Consider the following 18,984-nt stretch of genomic DNA (forward strand, 5'->3'; position numbering starts at 1 on the left):
GCGGTTCGGGGCGCGTGCACAGGACACCGGGTACTTCCCTCCGCGAATGTCCCCCGGCCTGCGGCCTCCTCCTTGATTTCGCTGCGGGAAGCACCCAGTGCCCTGAGCACGGGGACGCAGCGCGTTTCGTCTAACGCAACGAGGAAGGCCGGGCGGCGTCATGCCGAAGCGATGCACTCGGCAATCGCACGCCCCACGTCCACCGTGGTGGCGGTGCCGCCCATGTCGCGCGTGCGCGGACCTTCGCTCAGCACGGTCTCGATCGCCGAGATCACGGCGGCCGAGGCCTGTGCGTACACGGGGTCGTTGTCGCCCAGGTGGTCGAGCATCAGTGCGGCCGACCAGATCTGGCCGATGGGGTTGGCGATGCCCTTGCCTGCGATGTCGGGCGCCGAGCCGTGCACGGGTTCGAACAGCGAGGGGAACTTGCGTTCGGGGTTCAGGTTGGCGGAGGGCGCGATGCCGATGGTGCCGGTGCAGGCCGGGCCCAGGTCGGAGAGGATGTCGCCGAACAGGTTGGAGGCCACGACCACGTCGAACCAGTCGGGGTGCTGCACGAAGTGCGCGCACAAAATATCGATGTGGTACTTGCTCGTGGCCACGTCGGGGTAGCGCGTGGCGATCTCGGCCAGGCGCTCGTCCCAGTAGGGCATGGTGATGGAGATGCCGTTCGACTTGGTGGCGGCCACCAGGTTCTTGCGCTTGCGGCGGTTGGCCAGCTGGAACGCGTAATCGATGATGCGGTCGACGCCCACGCGGGTGAACACGGCTTCCTGGATCGCCATTTCGCGCGGCGTGCCTTCGAACAGGCGCCCGCCCACCGAGGTGTATTCGCCTTCGGTGTTCTCGCGCACGACGAGGAAGTCGATGTCGCCGGGCTTGCGGTGCGCCAGCGGGCCGGGCACGCCGGGCATCAGGCGCACGGGGCGCAGGTTGACGTACTGGTCGAAGTCGCGGCGGATCTTGATGAGCAGGCCCCACACGGCGATGTGGTCGGGCACCTTGGCGGGGTCGCCCACGGCGCCGAAGTAGATGGCGTCGTGGCCCTGGATCTTGTCGGCCCAGTCGGCCGGCATCATCAGGCCGGTGCGCACATAGTGGTCGGAACCCCAGTCGAAATGGTCGTACGCGAAATCGATGCCGAAGCGCCGACCGACCGCGTCGAGCACCCGAAGGCCCTCGGGCATGACTTCGACGCCGATGCCGTCTCCGGGAATGACGGCAATCCTGTGCTTTTGCTTCTGCTGCATTGACTCAACCTGTTCCTGAACCGTTTCGAAAAAAGCGCCGACGCTTGTGACACCGAGCCGTCAAAAAATTCTAGGAGCGGGTGGGGTGCGCGCGATGGGGGTTGGCACCCACGGGGTGTTGACAATATGCGAAGGCCAAAACATCGAATCACGGCGGAAGATCAGCAGTTGGTGGTCATCAAACTGACTTTATCTTCGAAAAATTAGAAGGCGTCGGGGCGGAAAACCCGCATCCGAACACCCGACATGGGCGCCTGCGTAGCATGGGCGCCATGCGAACACTTTCACTCCCCACCGGCGGCGAGATGCCGGTTCTTGGTCTCGGCACCTGGCGCATGGGCGAAGACGCCACCCGCCACGCGGCCGAGGTGGCGGCGGTGCGCGAGGCCATCGGCCTGGGCTACCGCCTCATCGACACGGCCGAGATGTACGGCGAGGGCGGCGCTGAAACGGTGGTCGGCCAGGCCGTGGCCGAAGCGCTGCGTGCGGGCGACGTGCGGCGCGACGAGCTCTTCGTCGTCAGCAAGGTCTACCCGCACAACGCCAGCCGCCGCGGCACGGGGCAGGCCTGCGAACGCAGCCTGGCGCGGCTGGGGCTGGAGCGCATCGACCTGTACCTGCTGCACTGGCGCGGCAACCACCCGCTGGCGCACACGGTCGAGGCCATGCACGAACTGGTGGCGGCAGGCCGCATCGCGCACTGGGGCGTGAGCAACTTCGACACCGACGACATGCAGGAACTGGCGCAGGTCGTCGGCACCGGCCCGGCCTGCGCGGCCAACCAGGTGTACCTGTCGCTCGGCGAGCGCGGCCCCGAGTTCGACCTGCTGCCCTGGCAGCGCGAACGCGGCATGCCGCTCATGGCCTACAGCCCGATCGACCAGGGCGCATTGGCGGGCGACGAGGCGCTGGGCGCGCTGGCGGCGGAGCTCGGCGTGAGCGCCGCGCAACTGGCGCTGGCCGCGGTCATCGCGCGGCCGGGCGTGGCGGCGATTCCGAAGGCGGTGCGCAGCGCCCACCTGAAAGAAAACAGGGCCGCCGCCGAGCTGCAGCTCGATGCGACGACCCTGGCGGCGCTGGACCGGATCTATCCGGTGCCGAAGCGCAAGACGCCGTTGGCGATGATCTAGTTAGCGCACGGTTCGGCTCAGTGCGCGTCGGCGTGCTTGGCCGCCGCGATCACCGCCTCTTCGTCGTGCTTCGCACCGTTGAGGAACAGGTTCAGCAGCACGGCGGTAATCGACGCCAGCAGAATGCCCGACTCGATCAGCGAGTGGATGGCATGCGGCATCCATTGCTTGAAGTTGGGGGCGATCAGCGGAATCATGCCGACGCCGATGGCCACGGCGACGATCATGGCGTTGTGGCGGTTGGTCTTGAAGTCCACGCCCGAGAGGATGCGGATGCCGGTGGCGGCCACCATGCCGAACATCACGAGGCCGGCGCCGCCGAGCACCACGGTGGGCAGCGACTCGATCAGCGCGGCCATCTTGGGCAGCATGCCCAGCACGATCAGGATCACGCCGCCGGCCACGCAGACGTACCGGCTCTTGATGCCGGTGACGGCCACGAGGCCGACGTTCTGCGAGAAGCTGGTGTACGGAAAGGTGTTGAAGATGCCGCCGATGAGCGTGCCCAGGCCGTCGGTGCGCAGGCCCTTGGCCAAATCTTTCTGGCTGATCTTGCGGTCGGTCATTTCGCCGAGCGCGAGGAACATGCCGGTCGATTCGATCATCACGACGATCATGATGAGCGTCATCGTGAGGATCAGGATGGGGTCGAACAGCGGCATGCCGAAGTGGAAGGGCAGCACGATGTCGACCCAGGCGGCCTTGCCGACCTTCTCGTAGGTCATGAGGCCGGTGATCGACGCCACCACCGCGCCGATCACGATGCCCAGCAGCACCGAGATGTTGGCGATGAAGCCCTTGGCGTACTTCACGATCAAGAGGATCGACACCAGCACCAGCGCGGCCACGCCGAAGCCCGACAGATCGGCGTACTTGGGGTTGGGCACGGTGGGCATGATCGCGAAGCCCTTGGGCACCGCGGGGATCGAGCTGCCCGGCGAGGTGACCTCGGCCAGCCACTTGGCGTACACCGGGTCGACCAGCGCGGGCGCCGTCGGGCCCACGGGATTGCCGAAGATCCAGTTGATGCCCACGCGCATCAGGCTGATGCCGATGACCGCGATGATCGTGCCCGTCACCACCGGGGGAAAGAACCGCAGCATGCGGCTCACCAGCGGTGCGATCAGTATCGATATGACCCCCGCGCCGATGATGGCGCCGAACAGCAGCTGCGCCCCGTTCTGCCCGGGGTTGGCGTTGGCGATGGCGACCATGGGCGCCACCGAGGCGAAGGTCACGCCCATCATCACGGGCAGCTTGATGCCGAACCACTGCGTGGCGCCCAGCGCCTGGATCAGCGTGGCGATGCCGCAGCAGAACAGGTCGGCCGAGATCAGCAGCGCGACCTCGTCGGGCGAGAGCTTGAGCGCACGGCCCACGATGAGCGGCACCGCGACGGCGCCTGCGTACATCACGAGCACGTGCTGCAGGCCGAGGGCCGCGAGCTTGCCAGAAGGCAGGCGCTGGTCCACGGGATGGACATTGCTGGAAAGGGAATCTGCCGTCATCGTTGTCTCCTGGCGCGGCGAGGGGAACGGGAGCAGTGATGCGCGCCGGAGATCCGTCGCGCACACCAGTTGTGTACGCGAAACTGTATACAATTTATGCGGCAATCCAGATTCAGGTAAACCCGAATCAGTCTCCCATCTTCAGTCGCCGCATGAGCCAGTTCGCCGTGAACTCGAAGTGCTCGCTCATGTTCGATTCCGCCGTGTGGCCGTCTTCCCCGAAGACCAGTTGCGTCACGTTGAAGCCCAGCGCCGCAAGCGCGGCGGGCTCGTCCTTGGAGACAAGGTCTTCGAGCGCGCCGTTCACCATGAGGATGGGTTTGCGCAGCTGCACCGCGGTGGGGTTCTTCAACTGGCGTGAGAGCTGGAAGGCTTCGTAGTAGGCGCACATCGCTTCGCGCGGCGTGGTTTGCGGATTCATGTTCGCGAACACGGTGTAGGGCGCGACGATCCAGGCAGGCGCCACCTTGCAATGCGCTTGTCCAAAGCTCACATCGCTGGGGCCGCCCACATTGACGACGGCCTTGTAGAAGTCGTTGCTCAAGCCGCCGAGCGTTCCCAGGTAGCCGCCCATGCTCCAGCCGTAGACGGCGACCCGGCTCGTGTCCAGGTCGCTGCGGGTCTTGATGTAGTCCGCCACGGCGTCGAACATCACGTGCGATTCCGGACGGAACGCCAGCGGGTTCTCGCCGGTGTCCGGGTTCTCCACGATGAAGGTGGCGAAGCCCCGACCCATGAAGTAATCGCTGTGCCGGATCATCTCGGTCTTCAGGTTGTCGAGGCCACCAAGAATCACCAGCACCGGCAGCTTCTCGTTGCGGCCCGGCCGTGCGGGCGGCGCACGGAAGTAGCCGGTGAACTCTTTCGCGCCGGCCTTGAATGCGATGCGTTGCAGCGGCTTTCCCAGCAGCGCATGGGCGCGTTCGGTCGCCTGCAGATCGGGCGTGGGCACACGCTTGGGAAGCCGGTTCATCCGCAGGTAGAAAGCGGCCTTCTTGTACTCGGCCGATGCGGCGGCGTTGTCGGCTTGTGCTTCGAATGCGCGGGCGCGTTCCAGGTGCAGTTGGGCGGGCGTGTTGAACGTCCCCTGCCAGACCGCCTGCGACGGCCCGGTGTGTTCCGGCAACGCTGCGGCGATGTCGTCGAAGGTGCGTGCTTCGATGCCGGCATCCTCGAGCCACCAGCAGATGTTGAATTTGAACGAAGGGTGCATGCGAGCGACGCCGTCCGGATACTCGGCCTGCCCCTTGTTGCAGAACTCGGCCATGCTGGGCGCGGCCTTGGCAGCCGGGAGGCTCCGGGCCGCGGATGCGTGCGGCGCTGCCGCGATGCAAAGAACAGTCGCGAAGGCCGCCGAGAGTTTCAGGATCAATCTGTTTGTCATGGTCTTTTTTCTTCGTTCAGGATTCGGTTCGGGTCGGCACACCGGGCAGCCAGCCATTGCCGCGGTACCAGGCGAGCGTGTCGGCCACGGTTTGCTCGACCGGGCGAAACTTCAGCTGAAGCTTCTGCTCGCTCTTCGTGTGATTGAAGTGGCTGCGTCCCGCCTCTTTGCGCATGAGCCGCACGGTGGCCAGGCTGAGCAAGATGGGCTTGCCGGTGGCCCGCGCATAGAGTTCCTGCACGGCTGCCAGCAGGTACAGGAGCGGAAAGGGCAGGTTGCGTGTCGGCGTGCGGATGCCCGCGATCTTTCCCACCAAGGGCACCAATTCCTGCATCGTCATGTGGCGACCGGCTGCCAGATAGCGCTCGCCGCGCTGGCCGTGTTCCGCGGCCGAAATTTGCGCCTGTGCCACGTCGCGGGCATCGACCACGGAAAAGCTGCCGGGCACCAGCCCGGGCAGTTTTCCGAGCACCACATCGTTGACGAACTGTCCTGACGAGGTGGGACCGATGTCGGCCGGTCCCCACATCCATCCGGGCAGGACAAAACTCGCATGCATGTCCGGGTGCGTGCCCAGAAAGGCGAGCACGACCTGGTCGGCCATGATCTTGCTTCGGTAGTAGTCGTCACTGGCATCCGCCAGGTCGCGCAGGCAGGTCTCGTCCATGGGCACACCCGGCTCGCCGTTCAGCACCGCGATGGACGAGGTCTGCACGAAGCGCCGGATGCCGGCACCGTAAGCCCGTTCGATGAGCTGCCGGGTGCCGTCCACGTTGATGCGCTTGAGCTCTGCCCAGTGGCTGCCTCCCTTGAAGTTGTCCCGGAAGAACGCGGCGGTGTGGAACACCACGTCGCATCCTTGCAGCGTGCTGGAGAACGCGCCCACATTGGCCATGTCGCCCTGCACCAGCTCGACGCCCTTCATCCCCGCAAACTGCTGCTGGCCCTTGGCCTTCGAGCGAACAAGGGCCTTGACGAAGACGCCGCGCGCGACGAGTTCGCGCACGAGGTTGTTGCCGAGAAGGCCGGTCGCGCCGGTGACGAACGCGGTTCTCAAGGCCTTGGATTTTTCCATATCAATCGAATTTCAAAAATCAAACGAGTTTTGAATGTAGCGTTGCCGTTCCTAAATATCAAGTGATATTCGAAAGCGAGTTCCGGGCTGCGCGCCGAGCGGGCGGGGGCACGCATCTGCTATCCAAAGTTCATGTGATATCTTTTCGGCATGACCCCTACGACAGCCAAAACGCGCCTGACCCGCGAGGAAAGCAGGGCGCAGACGCGCGAGCGCCTGATCGAAACCGCGCAGCAGCTGTTTGTGTCGAACGGCTATGGGGGCGCGTCGATCCGCGACATCGCGGACAAGGCGGGCTACTCCCAAGGCGCCTTCTATTCGAACTTTTCAAGCAAGGAAGACGTCTTGCTGGAGCTGCTGCGCCGGCACATGGAAGCGGAAGCGCTGCAGCTTTTCAAGGCCATGGGCGACGAGCGGCAAGAGCCCGAGCAGATGCTTGCAGAGCTGGAAGCCTGGGCTTCCACACTCAATCACGATGCCGACTGGTGCATGCTGTCCATCGAGCTTCAGCTGCATGCCAACCGCAGTCAAAGCTTCGCGCAGGAATACAAGAAGGTGTGGGACCGGCACCGGTCCGAAATCGGCGGCGTGATCGGTCAGTTGTTCGACAAGCTCGGGCGCACGCTGCCCGCCGCACCGGAAGAATTGGCCGCAGCCTTCATGGCCCTGTCGCACGGGCTGGCATTGCAGCGCATGAGCACGCGCCCCGATCCCTCGGGGCGGCTGATCATGGTGTTCCTGCGCGGACTGATTGCAAGTGCGGAACGCCTGAAAGAGGTCGTCGTCCCAACGGATGACCCCGCTGCGCGCGCCCCCAAGAAGCGCCCGGCGAAAGCCAAGCCCAAGCGCTGAGGCGGGGCAGGGGCCCTTTCAGGCCAGCAGCGCTTTCACCAGGTCGAGCTGGCGGTCGGGCTTCTCGGTGCCCAGTTCGAGGCTCGCTTCGATGCGCTCGAGGTGTTCGATCATGCAGGTCACGGCCGCTTCCACGTCGCCCTTGCGGCACAGGCGCAGGAAGTCGGAGTGCTCGTCGGACGAGCAGTGCGGGTCGTTCGACGAGTGATACAGCATGGCGATCAGCGAGCTGCGCGCCACCAGTTCGCGCACCATCTCGGCCAGCGTGTGGTTGCCGGTGGCCTCCGCCAGCGCCACGTGAAAGTCGCCCAGCAATTTCTCGCGCACCGTGCCCATGGTGCTCTGGCGCAGCGCGGTGCGTTCGAACTTGATGTGCTGCTCGAGCGTCTGGTAGTCGCGTGGCCGCGCATTGGCGATGAACAGGCGCACCACCTCGCGCTCGAGGATGCGGCGCACGGCGAACACCTCGCGTGCCTCGTCGACCGTGGGCTGGCAGACGAAGGCGCCCTTGTCGGGAATCATCTCGATGAGCTTGTCCTTCGACAGCATCAGCAGCGCCGCGCGCACCTTGGTGCGGCTCACCGAATAGACGCGGCCCAGCGCTTCTTCGCGCAGCCAGGTGCCGGGCGGCAGGCGCTTCTCGACGATCGCGGTGGCGATGTCGTTGGCGATGCTTTCGATGGAACTGTTCTTGTCGGCCGGCGCCGCGCCGTTCTCGGCCGGTGCGGCAACGGGGGCGGCGGAGGAGGCGGATGGTTTGGAACTGGCGCGGGGCATCCGTCGATTGTGGCTCAGCGCGTCAGCGTGAAGCCTTCGAGCGCGCCAATGATGGGCTTGGGCAAAGGCTTTGCGAGTTCGCCGCGCTTGCTGGTGCGCAGCTTCAGCGCCACCAGCGATTCGATGAGCTTGGTGCCCGCGGCCACGCCGTCGATCACCGGCACGCCGAGCACCTGCTCGATGTGCGCGCACAGGTCGGTCATGCCGGCGCAGCCGAGCACGATGCAGTCGGCGCCGTCTTCTTCGAGCGCGCGCCGGCACTCGTCGACGATGCGCTCGCGCGCGTTGGAGCCCGGCGCTTCCAGCTCGAGCACCGGCAGCTCGCAGGCGCGCACGTTGGCGCAGAAGCGCTCCATGCCGTAGATCTCGGCCAGGTGCCAGGCCTGGCCCATGGTGCGGCCCAGCGTGGTCACCACGCTGAAGCGGCTGCCGATCATGCTGGCCAGGTGCATCGCCGCCTCGGCGATGCCCACCACGGGACCGCTCGCCAGCTCGCGTGCGGCCTTCAGGCCCGGATCGCCGAAGCAGGCGATCACGTAGCCATCGATGCCGTCGCGCTCGCCCGCCGCAATCTCCTGCAGCAACCCCGGCACGGCCAGCGCCTCGTCGTAATGGCTCTCGATGGAGACCGGCCCCATGGCCGGGCTCACGGCCACGATCTCGGTGCCGGCGTGCGCCACCGCGCGGGCGCAGGCACCGATCTTCTCGGTCATGCGCCAGGTGGTGTTGGGGTTGATGATCTTGATGCGCACGGCGCGGTCCCTTCTTCAGTCAGTGTTTCAAGTCTTGTGGTTGCGGTTCAGCAGCACGTAGAGCACGAAGCCCAGGGCCATGCCGATGAACCACGCATAGTTGGCGGCGCCGCGCAGCGTCGGCACCATCACGCACAGGATGGGCACGAGGGCCGAGGGCACCAGTGCCTGGATCGCCTTCGGGTTGTAGCCGCCGCTGTACCAGTACTTGCCCTGCTTGCTCATCGTGTAGAGCGAGTCGACGTCGATCTGCTGCTTGCGCACGATGTAGTAGTCGGCAATCAGAATGCCGAACAGCGGCCCGATGAACGAGCCCAGCACGTCGAGCGTGTAGTGAATGACCTCGGGGCTGTTGTAAAGGTTCCAGGGCGTGAGGAAGATGGAACCGACCGCGGCGATCATGCCGCCCGTGCGCCAGCTGATGTGCTGCGGCGCCACGTTCGAGAAGTCGAAGGCCGGCGACACGAAGTTGGCCACGATGTTGATGCCGATGGTCGCAATCATGAAGGTCAGCGCGCCCAGCACGACGGCGGTGGTGCTGTCGATCTTGCCCACGGTGTGCACCGGGTCGGTGATCAGTTCACCAAAAACGGGCAACGTGGCGGCCGTGGTGATCACGGTCAGCAGCGAGAAGAACACGAAGTTGATCGGCAGGCCCCAGAAGTTGCCCTTCTTCACTGCGTCGAAGCTCTTGCCGTAGCGCGAGAAGTCGCCGAAGTTGAGCATCGGGCCGCTGAAGTAGCTCACCACCAGCGCAATGGCCGAGAGCATCACGGGCAGCGCGTCCCAGCCCTGGAACTTGATGCCGCCCAGGTTCAGGTCGATGTTGCTCCAGCCGGCCTTCCACACGAGCCAGCCGCACAGCACGGCCATCACCACGTACACCGCCGGGCCGGCCCAGTCGATGAACTTGCGAATCGCTTCCATGCCGTGCCAGAACACGAAGGCCTGCAGCACCCACATGACCATGAACGCCACCCAGCCCAGGGCCGAGAGGCCGACGAAGCCGTGCTGCGCGACATCGGCATACGGCGCCAGGCTCGGTGCCATGTGCAGCGCCAGCACCATGAAGGCCGCCGAGGCGAGGTAGGTCTGCACGCCGTACCACGCCACCGCGATCAGCCCGCGGATGATGGCCGGGATGTTGGCGCCCAGCACGCCGAACGAGGCGCGGCACACCACGGGGTAGGGCACGCCCGTCACCTGGCTGGGCTTGGCCACGAGGTTGCAGAAGAACTGCACGATGACGATACCCACCAGCAGCGACACCAGCACCTGCCAGCTCGACAGGCCCAACGCAAACAGGCTGCCGGCCGTGATGTAGCCGCCCACGCTGTGCACGTCGGACATCCAGAACGCAAAGATGTTGTATTGACCCCAGGTCTGCTTCTTGAGCGGTGCGAGGTCCTCGTTGGTCAGGCGCGGGTCGTAGCCCGGCTTGATGAGGGCGTTCGATTCCGCGTGCGGCGCGATGCCGGCTTCGCTGGCCCCGGCGGGGGCATGGCTGGCGACTGTGCTCATGGTCTTTCCTCGTGCATGGTTGGGATGAGGGACTTTTTGACGCAAATTTCGCGCCGTCTTTATGGGTGCGTTATTTGTATACAAAAATTGAACTCAATCAAGACCATGCGGGGAATCATATATCCGTAGATTCCCTGATGCGGGGGCGGGCCTGTGCGCTGGAATCAGGTGGGTCGGGAAGCAAGGTGCGCCGGAAAAAAGCGCCACCGGCGTTGCACCGGGGCGTGAGCGACCGTCCCCTGGGGGCCAATGAAGCTCTGCAAAGGTCAGAAGCCGGCGGAATCCAACCTCCCGGCCGTCCGGTTTTTCGTCCGCACCGGCACGAAATCCTCGCTCAACAGCACACGCCGTGTCCGGCGAGTTGGCCGGGACAGCGTCTCCTCAGGGCTGGATTTCCAGAAATGCCACTTCGCGATGGCTCTGGTCATCGCCGTGAAGGTGCAAGGGGTAGCGGCCCGCGTGCAGCGCCGCGATGTGGAGAGAGACCGTCTGGCCCGCCGCCACGGGCACCATCTCCTGCATATAGCCATGGACCATCAACTGCCCAGGCTGCGCCGAGGTCACGGCGATGGAGACCACATCGCCCCGGGCGATTCGCAGCAGCGGCAGTGGCGCACCTTCGGGGTCGGCGGTCGCAGCGATCTGAACAGCGAACCGCGAGCCGCTTCGTTTCTGCGCGCGGTCTTGCGCCGCCGGGTTGGGTGACGGGCGCGCCGCGAAATAGCCGCCCGCCATCAGCGCAGCGACAACGATGCCGATGGCGGCGCAGATCAGTGGAAATTTCATGTCGGGTCCTGAGCGTGCGAAGGGTGGGGCGGGCGGCGGCATGGCGATCGCCTATCTCGCCAGCGGCAACGAAAGAATCCAGAGCCCCACGGCCGTCAGTCCGACCATGAGCAGCAGCATCGGCACCTGGCTCGCGAGCGCGCGCCCCCTGTGGCGAAAGATCCGCAGCGCCTCGGCGTGCGCCAGCACCACGCTTGCGATGTGCCCGGCCAGGATCAATCCGACCTGGGTATGCCAGACGATGTCGAGGTCGATGATGCGTGGCGGCATCGCCTGCGAGGCCGCTGTGAAGAGGTGCCAGCTGCGCCCCAGCGGATCGGACAGCAGCGACGGCAACTGTGCGCCCTGGGACCACAACAGCGTGTAGTAGTGCGTGGCGTGGTAGACGAACGCGATCGGCACCAGCGTGAGCGCGAAGCGGCAGGCCAGTGCGCGTGTCGAAAGCGCCGTGGCCGTCACGCGCCGGGTGAGCGCCAGGAAGAACAGGTAGACGCCGTGATAGACCCAGGGAGAGAGGCACAGCGCGAGCCATTGCCAGCCTTGAAAGAGGCTGGCTGCCACCGCATAGGGTTGGGTGCTGCTGGCCTTCACGGTGGGCTCGATCCACGGATAGATGTGCTTCCAGAACAGCCGGCTCCAGGGCTGTGTCTCGTGCGCCCCGTCGTAGGCGGTGGACGAGAGCATGAAGAGGATGAAGAGCACCAGGCTGATGTGCTTCGGATACTTCCCGAGCAAGCCCGACAGCGGCGGGCGCCAGTGCACAGCGATGCCCAGCCGTCTTGTTCGCCGGTAGCCGATGGGCGCCATCCGGCCCACCAGCGACAGAACGAGGCCGAAGAATTCGCCGTGCCGAAACCAGGCCGCGATGCCGAAGAGCCAGGCCATCGCAACAGTCAGCAGCGTGTAGGCAACCAGCGCCACGGCCAGCCGCCACGGCGTGCTGTGGCCGAACAGCTCGATCCAGATGAAGCCGATGTACAGCGCCAGTGCCGGATACCACGCGAGCCAGGCCGGGTAGGCGAGGCGTCCGCGAAAGTCCATGCCGCAGCGATCCCGCAGCGCCTCGCAGACGAGGCGCCAGGGGTTGCAGAAGCTGAACACGTCGCCGACCACCGCGGTGGCGTAGGTGAGGCCCAGCACGAACACGATCCAGAACAGGGTCATGTTGAGGTTGCGGAACGGGTTGTCGGTGCCGAAGACGCCGCAGCCGATGGTCAGCGCGAGCAAAAACACCGACGTGGCCTGCAGTGTCCGCACGACCAGGGCGGGCAGGCGGGCCCGGGTGCGCGGATGCCGCCTGTGCGCCGTTGCTGCCCTGTCCTGTGCGGGCGGAACGGCGGCGAAGAATCCCACGATCACGAACGACAGCACCAGGGCTGCCGTGGCGCCGTAGGCATACATCCAGAACGGAACCGGCAGCGTGTATTGCACGCCGAAGGAGTGTGCGAGGGCGGTTCCCGGCAAGCCGCCGATGGCAAGAACGCCGGCGCGCCAGCGCGCAGGTGCACGCATCACGGACGCGCCTTTCGCAACTCGGCCGTCGACGACGCCTGTGCGGACGGCAGCGCAGGCAGCGCGGGTGTATGACAGACCTGCGTCTCCATCAGATGGAAGAAGCGTGCGTTGCGGTCGGCCCGCGCCAGTTCGGTCGCGAGCAGTCCCGCCAGCCCAACCCAGGCTGTCGCCAGCACCAGCGCGACCGCGTGCCGCCCGATCCACCTGCGCAAGCCTTCCATGGTCGCGTGGCGAAAGGGCGTACTCAGGACGCGCGCATTCGCCATCAATGGTCCACCATGGTCAGCAGCGAATCCAGCGACCACCCGCTCGCGCTGCGCCGCGCGATCAGCACCAGTTCGTCGTAGGGCGCATGCCGCAGCTTGACTGTGGCCATCATCCGGGGCTCGCCATTCGCCAGCGGCGGCAGCGCTCGCACGACGTAGGGCAGCAGCGGCGATGCGTACGGTTCGATGGCCATCAGCGGAAAGAACGCATCGGCCAGGCGCGGGTAGTGCGCATAGGCCTGGCCGCCGCGCACGAGTTCGTCGGTGCGTCGCAGCTGCGCGCGCGTGAGTGGCGACGCTGCATGCGCCAGTGACGCGGCGGCGCCATGGTCCCGCATCCGCCAAAGCCTGAGCCGGGCCGCGAGTTCCCGCTGTGCCGGCGTGCGCTCGCCTTTCACCGGCCCCAGCGCCAGGGCCGGATCGCCATCGCCCAGCCAGGTCGCAAAGAAAGCCTCGAAGAAGCCGAGCACCTCGTGCGGCACGCCGTGCTGCGTCGAGACTGCTGCCTGCAGGCGGGGCAGCCGGCGGCCGGACCAGGTACCGCTCCATGGCGTCCGTCCGTCGGGCAGGCTGATGCCTTCGAGAAAGCCGACGTCCGCCATGCCGTGTTCGCGGAACCAGGCCGCCTTCGCTGCCTTGGTCGGCGCCGCGAGGAAGCCGTCGAGCTGCGCTTCGACGCGCGGCCATTCCGCCGCAACGCGTGGCGCGCTGGTGATCGGTGGATAGCGTTGCAGCCATCCGAAGGTGGCACGCGCCATGGCGAGGGCGGCGGTGGGGTGCGCCGCGGTGATGTCGGCGCGATGCGCCTTGTCGCCGTCGTTGCTTTCCGCCTGCAAGGGCATCAGCCCTGGATCGCAAGGAAGCCCCGCCAGGTTCGACGGGACGCTTGCGCCCGCCCCCTCGTGCGCCCAGGAATCCTGCAGCGGATGCAACGCCTCCCCCAGCTTCAGCAGCAGGGACGCCGCTTTCGGCACCGCGCCCGGCAGCAGCGCGCGCAAGGCATGCGTCGATGCCCCGCCGCCCGCCTGCACGGGGCGTTGCGCGGGCGGTGCCGGCACCGCCTGTTCGCTCGGGAAATGCAGCCGCTGTGCCGCCCGCGCCGTCTCGGCGTCCGGGCTGCTGCAGGCGTACTCGGTCGCGAGGTTCATGGTTTCCATTGCACCGAAGTCCGCGCGCTGGTTGCCTGTGGCGATCGCGTCGGCCTGCGGCCCGGTGAAGCCAGCCTGGGTCGCGAGCCAACGCGTCAGGCCGAAGTGCACGTCGGCCTCCCAGGCAGCCGACGTGGCGGGCAGGCAACTCGCCACGAAGGCAGCGAGCGCCATCGTCCGTGCGAACGCGCGCGGCATGGAGCCGTCCATCGGGTGCGCTGTTCTCAGTTCTGCAGCGTGGACGGGGTGCTCTGCGCGAAGGGCCACGTGCCCTTGGCGAACTTCAACACCAGCAAGCCGTTGTCCTGGCACATCGTCGTCAGCAGCCCGCGGTCGAAGTCGAAGTCCGCACGCGAGGCGCACCAGTCCGGCCCCCCGGAGACGGCCGCGCCCAGTTCGCTGTGCAGGGAGCCGGCGCGTGGCGTCGTTGCGCCGGCCGGGTTGTAGTAGGCGATCTCCTTGGGGCGTGCCGGATTGCGGATGTCGAAGACGCGCACCCCCGAGTTGAAGTACGAACAGGCCAGCGCGGTGCCGTTGTCGCGGTTGTCGACCGAGCAGTAGTGACTGCCGTAGGTGAAGATCGACAGGCCGGCGATGTCCGGGAGCACCTTGTCGCAGTTCGCCGGATCGTGCGTCTCGAGCATCAGCTTGGAAACCAGCACCGGCTTTTTCTCGTCGCTGATGTCGTAGATGCGCGCCATCGGATAAGCCACCTGCTTCGCATCGCAGGCCTGCTTGACGCTGGCCGTGCCGCTCAGTCCTGCAGACCCGGCCTCGTCGACCATCACCAGGTGCGGCTTGCCACCGATCGTCACCGGGATGGTGTGCTGCGCCACGCTGCCGTCCTTGAATGTCACCGAGGAGATCACCTTCATCTGCGCATCGGGCACGCGCGCCTGCACTTCGGAGGTGTCGAGGATGAGGAAGCCGTTGCGCGCGGGCGCGTCCGGGTCGAGCATTTCCGAGGGCGTGGCGACGTGGCTCGACACCACGTAGGCGCGCTTGCCGTCCTCGCTCACCGACAGCCCGTGTGGCCCTCCAAGACCGGTGGTCGCCATGTCGAAGGATGCGACCAGGCGTGGCTTGGTCGAGTGGGTGATGTCGACCGCGTGGTAGCGGCCCCCGAGGAAGTCGCCGATGTAGTAGGTCAGCCCGTCGGGCGATACGTTGCCCTCGTGCCCCGCGGGCCGCTGGGGTGGCTGGATGCCGCCATCCTTGCCGGTGCCGACCTCCATGCTCGCCAGCAGTTGCGGCGTGCGGCAATCCGCGGAGAGGTCGTAGACATCGATCTCCGGGCCGCCCATGTAGCCGACGTTGCCGCCGTTGTCCGCGATCAGCAGTTGGCGGCGCGCGTTCACGCGCAGCGACTCCCAAGGGTCGAGCATTGCGGGCGTGACCAGCGACTGGGTTCGCCAGGGCTTGGCGGGGTCCGTGATGTCGATGACCGGGACCCCGGGGTTCACGCGTCCGCGCGAGGTGCCGTTGAGGTCTTTCATTGGATGCGCGGTCGCGTGGTAGGCGCACGTGCGTCCGCCCGGATCGCGGAACGATGCCGACGACCAGGTGCCGCCTTCGCCCTCGTACTGGCCCACAAGCTGGAGATTGCAGGAGAACCCCTTGAAGCCGACCTGCCGCATCGCGGCCGGAACCTGGCCCTGAAGCGCCGATTCGGGCGTGCCTCCCTCAACGCAGACTGCTTTCGCGACGGTGAGCGGCGGCGGTTCTTCGGCGACCGGCGGCGTGTCCGGGGGGGCGTCAGGGGGCGGGGAGGGCACGACCGCTGCGGGTGTCGGCAAGAAGGGCACCGCCGAGTTGTCGTTGCTGCCACCGCATGCCGCGAGAAGTGCCGTCGCCGATGCGACGGCGCAGATGAGCCTTGCGCGTTTCATTCCGATGTCTCCGTTGTTGTGAGCCACGGCCTGGGCGCGCAGCGCACGCCGCCGCGGTCCGGCGCGTGTGGCCTGAAGTATTCGCGGCGAGGCGATCCGGCGCTTCCGGAGAATTGCAGGCTGTCGCGGGCGTGCCCGCCCGTTGCGCCACCGGTGCACCGCCATGCATCGCGGCGGGTTGGCTTCCGGAAAATTGCAGCGCGTCGCGCGTTTCGCGCCTGGCCACGAACCCGTCAGCGCGATGTAAGTCCGCTCGCAAACCATCGCCGGCCGGAGACATACAACCACAAGGACATGCCATGGGCGTTCGGCAACGCGTGCAGACCCGGCGTCAGCCGGCCGGCACCGACCACGGCTTCGGTCGGCTTCTCTTCGATGCCCGATGGGAAGGCATCCTCCTCGAACACGAAGCTGCCGATCCCATCGACCATGGCGAGGGCTGCCTGATCCGCCATTGCATCTCGCTCAATCTCGGCGGTCCCGCGCGCTTCGAGATGCGGATGCACGACGAGCGCTTCTGGTCCGAGGTCGCCCAGCCGCTCGGAGTCACCATCCTTCCGGCAGGCGGGCAGATCAAAGGCCGCACCTGGGACCCGTGCGAATCGCTCACGCTGAGCATCGATCCGCGGCACTTCCTGAGCGCGGGCCATGGCGACGCAGGCGACAGGGCGCTTGTTCCGTGCTGCAACGTGACGAGCCCGTTGATCGCGCAGTTGCTGCTCGCACTGCACGCCGATGCGAAAACCGGTCAGCCCGAAGGACCGGGCTACAGCGAGACGCTGCTGGTCGCGCTGATCGCGCATCTGCGGCAGACGCACACCGCCGTCCAGAACGACGCGCGGGCCGAGGGCCTGCTGTCGAAGACGGCGCTTCGCCGTGTCGAGGAGCACATCAAGAGCCAGATCGAACACGGCGTGTCGCTCACGGCGCTGGCCGGACTGCTCGACATGAATCCCTATGCCTTCCTGAGATCGTTCAAGTGCAGTACCGGCGTGACGCCTCATCAGTACCTGATTCGCGCACGCATCGAGCACGCCAAGCAAATGCTTCACTTCACGCGGCTACCGGTGACGGACATCGCATTGCGCTGCGGATTCGCGAGTCCCAGTCATTTCGCCGACACCTTCAAGAAGGTCGAGCGGCGCACCGCGCTCGAGTATCGGAGCTGCCGCGCTGAATAGCGGCCCGCCTCGACGGAACTACATGCCGAGGCATCGAAGCAGGACCACTGCTTCCCCGCCCAGCGCCACGGATGAGGCTGGGCGTGAGGAAGGGCGGCTTACTGCGCCGCCACCTTCACGAACACCGGATTCGAATAGAACCACAGGTCGTTGTAGTTGCGCGCATTGATCGCGTTGAAGCGCGTCACCGGGTCATCACCGGCCGGCGTCGACGTGCGCGCATCGAACAAGGGCTCGCCGCCGGCGGTCTCCTGAGGCACGTCGGTGCCGAGGTTGGTGCCTCGCAGGCGGAAGTACTGGTTGTTGCCGGCCTTCACGGTGTAGGTCACCGCGAAGTAGCCTTCGGTGTCGAGCGTCCAGTCGGCGCGGGTGAAGCGCTTGACCACGCGGGTCGTCGGGTTGGTGTCGCGCGCGTAGCCGGGCGTGCCCGGGAGTTCGCGGCCGGTGACGTCGCCGGCGATGAGGTCGATGTGGTCGACCACGGGCTTCACGTTGGCATACACGCCGCTGCCGAGCTGGTACTCGAAGTTGTTGCGCTCGGGGCTCTTGAAGCGGATGGTGATCTTCAGGTCTTCGCCCGGCTTGGCGCTCACTTCGGTGCCCATCTCGCCCGCGCCCTTGGCGCTTTTCACCTTGAAGTCGAGCGCGTTGATGAGGCTGCCGTTGACCGCGAAGAGCTTGCCCGAACGCATCGCCGTGAGCAGCGACTTCGGGTCCTTGATGTCGCCCCAGAGGTGGTTCTTCGCGTACTCGCCGGGCGCGTAGCCGCTGCTGTACAAGCCCTTCGAGGTCGTGAAGTGGTAGTCGGAATCGGCCGTGTTCCAGATGTGGCGGCCTTCGGACAGCAGGGCGTCCCAGGTGCCGCCGAGTTTGGCGACGAGGTAGTCGACGCCGCCGTAGGTGCGTGAGGGCAGGTTGGCCGGCGTGTAGGCGCTCTCGTAGCCGCCGCGGTCGGGCTCCATCTGGTTGCCGACCATGCCTTCGAGCGAGAACACGATGTCGGGCGCGGCGTCGTTCATCTCGCGCAACTGGGTGGCCGTGTATTTGCCGGGGCTGCGCGAGGGGTGATTGATCTGCAGGTAGCTGGAGTCGGGGTAGTTCTTCTTCAGCCACGCGATGGCCTTGAGCACGTCTTCGTGCGTCGTGGAGGCGCGTGCGTCCTTGGCGTTCCAGGCCGCGACGTCGGCGGCAGGGAACAGCGCGGGGTCGCGGTTGGTGAACAGGTATTCGAACTGGCTCACGGCCTTGAGCGCCGCGTCGGACATCGGGCTGTCGGTCAGGATGCCGACGTTGCCGTGGTCGTGCGTGGCCATGTCCCATTCGAAGGACGCGAAGATCGTCTTGTCGGCGTACTTGCCGCCGGCCTGCAGTGCCTTGATGCGCGGCACCTGATAGAGGGCCATGCCTCGCGAGAACGGAATCGCTGGGTCGAGCTTGCGGCCGTCGTTGTCATAGGAAGACAGGCGCAGGTGGTCCGAGAGCGCGACCCAGTCGAGGCCGAAGGTGTCGAAGGCCTTGGCGAGCACCTGGTCGAGCGTGGAAATCTGTTGCGTGTCCTCCGACTGGATGGTGTGGACGTGCAGGTCGCCCACAGTCCAGCGGCCGGCGGGCGCGGCCGGTGGCGGGGGTGTGGCGGGCGAGGGCGCCGGCGCAGGGGCCGGCGGTGCGATGGGCAGGCCGGCGAACGGCGCACCGCCGCCGGAGCCGCCGCCGCACGCGGTCAGCAGGGCCGCGCCGAGCGCGAGGGTGGGAAAAAGGGACGAGCGAAAGCGGGGCGCAGGAGGCAGGATTTTCATGGCGACACAAACAGCAACGGCCAGCGCATGGCGGGCCGTCGCTTCGGGATTTCAATGAGGCGGAACGCATGAAAGCGCGTCCGCCGGAGAAGCCCGGAGTCTGAAATCCTGTCGTGACGATTCGATGAAACTGCGATGAAAGTTCACACCCGAA

General features: G+C 66.4%; 16 protein-coding genes and 1 pseudogene. 4 read left to right on the top strand and 13 right to left on the bottom strand.

The genetic code is table 11. The features are described 5' to 3' along the window. Window positions 1–158: 158 nt before the first annotated feature. Entirely contained in the window at window positions 159–1,250 is a 1,092-nt protein-coding gene (locus CLU95_RS22700) for a tartrate dehydrogenase (protein WP_099795677.1), read from the bottom strand. A gap of 272 nt (window positions 1,251–1,522) precedes the next feature. Here CLU95_RS22700 and CLU95_RS22705 point away from each other — a divergent pair, with 272 nt between their 5' ends. Next, window positions 1,523–2,380, top strand: a complete 858-nt coding sequence (locus CLU95_RS22705) for an aldo/keto reductase (RefSeq protein WP_099797439.1) — start codon at window positions 1,523–1,525, stop codon at window positions 2,378–2,380. 17 nt (window positions 2,381–2,397) lie between these two features. Here CLU95_RS22705 and CLU95_RS22710 read toward each other — a convergent pair whose 3' ends face one another. The 3 genes from CLU95_RS22710 to CLU95_RS22720 form a co-directional block, all read right to left on the bottom strand. Further along, the gene (locus CLU95_RS22710; protein ID WP_099795678.1) at window positions 2,398–3,888 is read right to left on the bottom strand and encodes a nucleobase:cation symporter-2 family protein; all 1,491 of its coding nucleotides are present in this window, start codon (window positions 3,886–3,888) and stop codon (window positions 2,398–2,400) included. A 127-nt stretch (window positions 3,889–4,015) separates the two neighbouring features. Beyond that, on the bottom strand, window positions 4,016–5,272 hold the full coding sequence (locus CLU95_RS22715) for an alpha/beta hydrolase family protein (RefSeq protein WP_099795679.1): 1,257 nt from the start codon (window positions 5,270–5,272) through the stop codon (window positions 4,016–4,018). Between the two features lie 16 nt (window positions 5,273–5,288). Next, the gene (locus CLU95_RS22720) at window positions 5,289–6,347 is read right to left on the bottom strand and encodes an SDR family oxidoreductase (RefSeq protein WP_099795680.1); all 1,059 of its coding nucleotides are present in this window, start codon (window positions 6,345–6,347) and stop codon (window positions 5,289–5,291) included. A gap of 150 nt (window positions 6,348–6,497) precedes the next feature. Between CLU95_RS22720 and CLU95_RS31190 the strand changes: the two are divergent. Both CLU95_RS31190 and CLU95_RS22725 read left to right on the top strand, forming a co-directional pair. Beyond that, window positions 6,498–6,692, top strand: a pseudogene (locus tag CLU95_RS31190) (TetR/AcrR family transcriptional regulator); the annotation flags it as partial. After that, window positions 6,693–7,199 (top strand): TetR family transcriptional regulator C-terminal domain-containing protein, encoded by a 507-nt coding sequence (locus CLU95_RS22725; RefSeq protein WP_257214828.1) that lies wholly within the window; start codon window positions 6,693–6,695, stop codon window positions 7,197–7,199. Between the two features lie 18 nt (window positions 7,200–7,217). Here the strand turns inward: CLU95_RS22725 and CLU95_RS22730 are convergent, their stop codons facing one another. The 8 genes from CLU95_RS22730 to CLU95_RS22765 form a co-directional block, all read right to left on the bottom strand. Beyond that, window positions 7,218–7,976, bottom strand: a complete 759-nt coding sequence (locus tag CLU95_RS22730) for a GntR family transcriptional regulator (RefSeq protein ID WP_099795682.1) — start codon at window positions 7,974–7,976, stop codon at window positions 7,218–7,220. 14 nt (window positions 7,977–7,990) lie between these two features. Then, window positions 7,991–8,728: an aspartate/glutamate racemase family protein gene (locus CLU95_RS22735; RefSeq protein WP_099795683.1), complete on the bottom strand. Its 738-nt coding sequence runs from the start codon at window positions 8,726–8,728 to the stop codon at window positions 7,991–7,993. 27 nt (window positions 8,729–8,755) lie between these two features. Further along, the gene (locus tag CLU95_RS22740) at window positions 8,756–10,249 is read right to left on the bottom strand and encodes an NCS1 family nucleobase:cation symporter-1 (protein WP_099795684.1); all 1,494 of its coding nucleotides are present in this window, start codon (window positions 10,247–10,249) and stop codon (window positions 8,756–8,758) included. Between the two features lie 381 nt (window positions 10,250–10,630). Then, window positions 10,631–11,035 carry a hypothetical protein gene (locus tag CLU95_RS22745; protein WP_099795685.1) on the bottom strand — a complete coding sequence of 135 codons (405 nt, stop codon included), beginning with the start codon at window positions 11,033–11,035 and terminating at the stop codon, window positions 10,631–10,633. A 51-nt stretch (window positions 11,036–11,086) separates the two neighbouring features. Further along, window positions 11,087–12,547, bottom strand: a complete 1,461-nt coding sequence (locus CLU95_RS22750; RefSeq protein WP_099795686.1) for a hypothetical protein — start codon at window positions 12,545–12,547, stop codon at window positions 11,087–11,089. Further along, window positions 12,547–12,816 (bottom strand): hypothetical protein, encoded by a 270-nt coding sequence (locus CLU95_RS22755; protein ID WP_099795687.1) that lies wholly within the window; start codon window positions 12,814–12,816, stop codon window positions 12,547–12,549. Before CLU95_RS22755 ends, CLU95_RS22750 begins: the two co-directional genes overlap by 1 nt. Continuing rightward, window positions 12,816–14,174, bottom strand: coding sequence for a hypothetical protein (locus CLU95_RS22760; protein ID WP_099795688.1), 1,359 nt, complete (start codon window positions 14,172–14,174; stop codon window positions 12,816–12,818). Before CLU95_RS22760 ends, CLU95_RS22755 begins: the two co-directional genes overlap by 1 nt. A gap of 14 nt (window positions 14,175–14,188) precedes the next feature. Continuing rightward, a complete protein-coding gene (locus CLU95_RS22765; protein WP_257214699.1) occupies window positions 14,189–15,460 on the bottom strand; it encodes an LVIVD repeat-containing protein in 1,272 nt (423 codons plus the stop codon). Window positions 15,461–16,152: 692 nt separating this feature from the next. On the opposite strand from CLU95_RS22765, the gene CLU95_RS22770 reads away from it, so the two are divergent. Further along, window positions 16,153–17,034: a helix-turn-helix transcriptional regulator gene (locus tag CLU95_RS22770; protein ID WP_099795690.1), complete on the top strand. Its 882-nt coding sequence runs from the start codon at window positions 16,153–16,155 to the stop codon at window positions 17,032–17,034. A 98-nt stretch (window positions 17,035–17,132) separates the two neighbouring features. Here the strand turns inward: CLU95_RS22770 and CLU95_RS22775 are convergent, their stop codons facing one another. Beyond that, the gene (locus CLU95_RS22775) at window positions 17,133–18,830 is read right to left on the bottom strand and encodes an S-layer protein (protein ID WP_099795691.1); all 1,698 of its coding nucleotides are present in this window, start codon (window positions 18,828–18,830) and stop codon (window positions 17,133–17,135) included. Window positions 18,831–18,984 lie beyond the last annotated feature (154 nt).

The organism is Variovorax sp. 54 (genome assembly GCF_002754375.1).
Lineage (GTDB): Bacteria > Pseudomonadota > Gammaproteobacteria > Burkholderiales > Burkholderiaceae_C > Variovorax.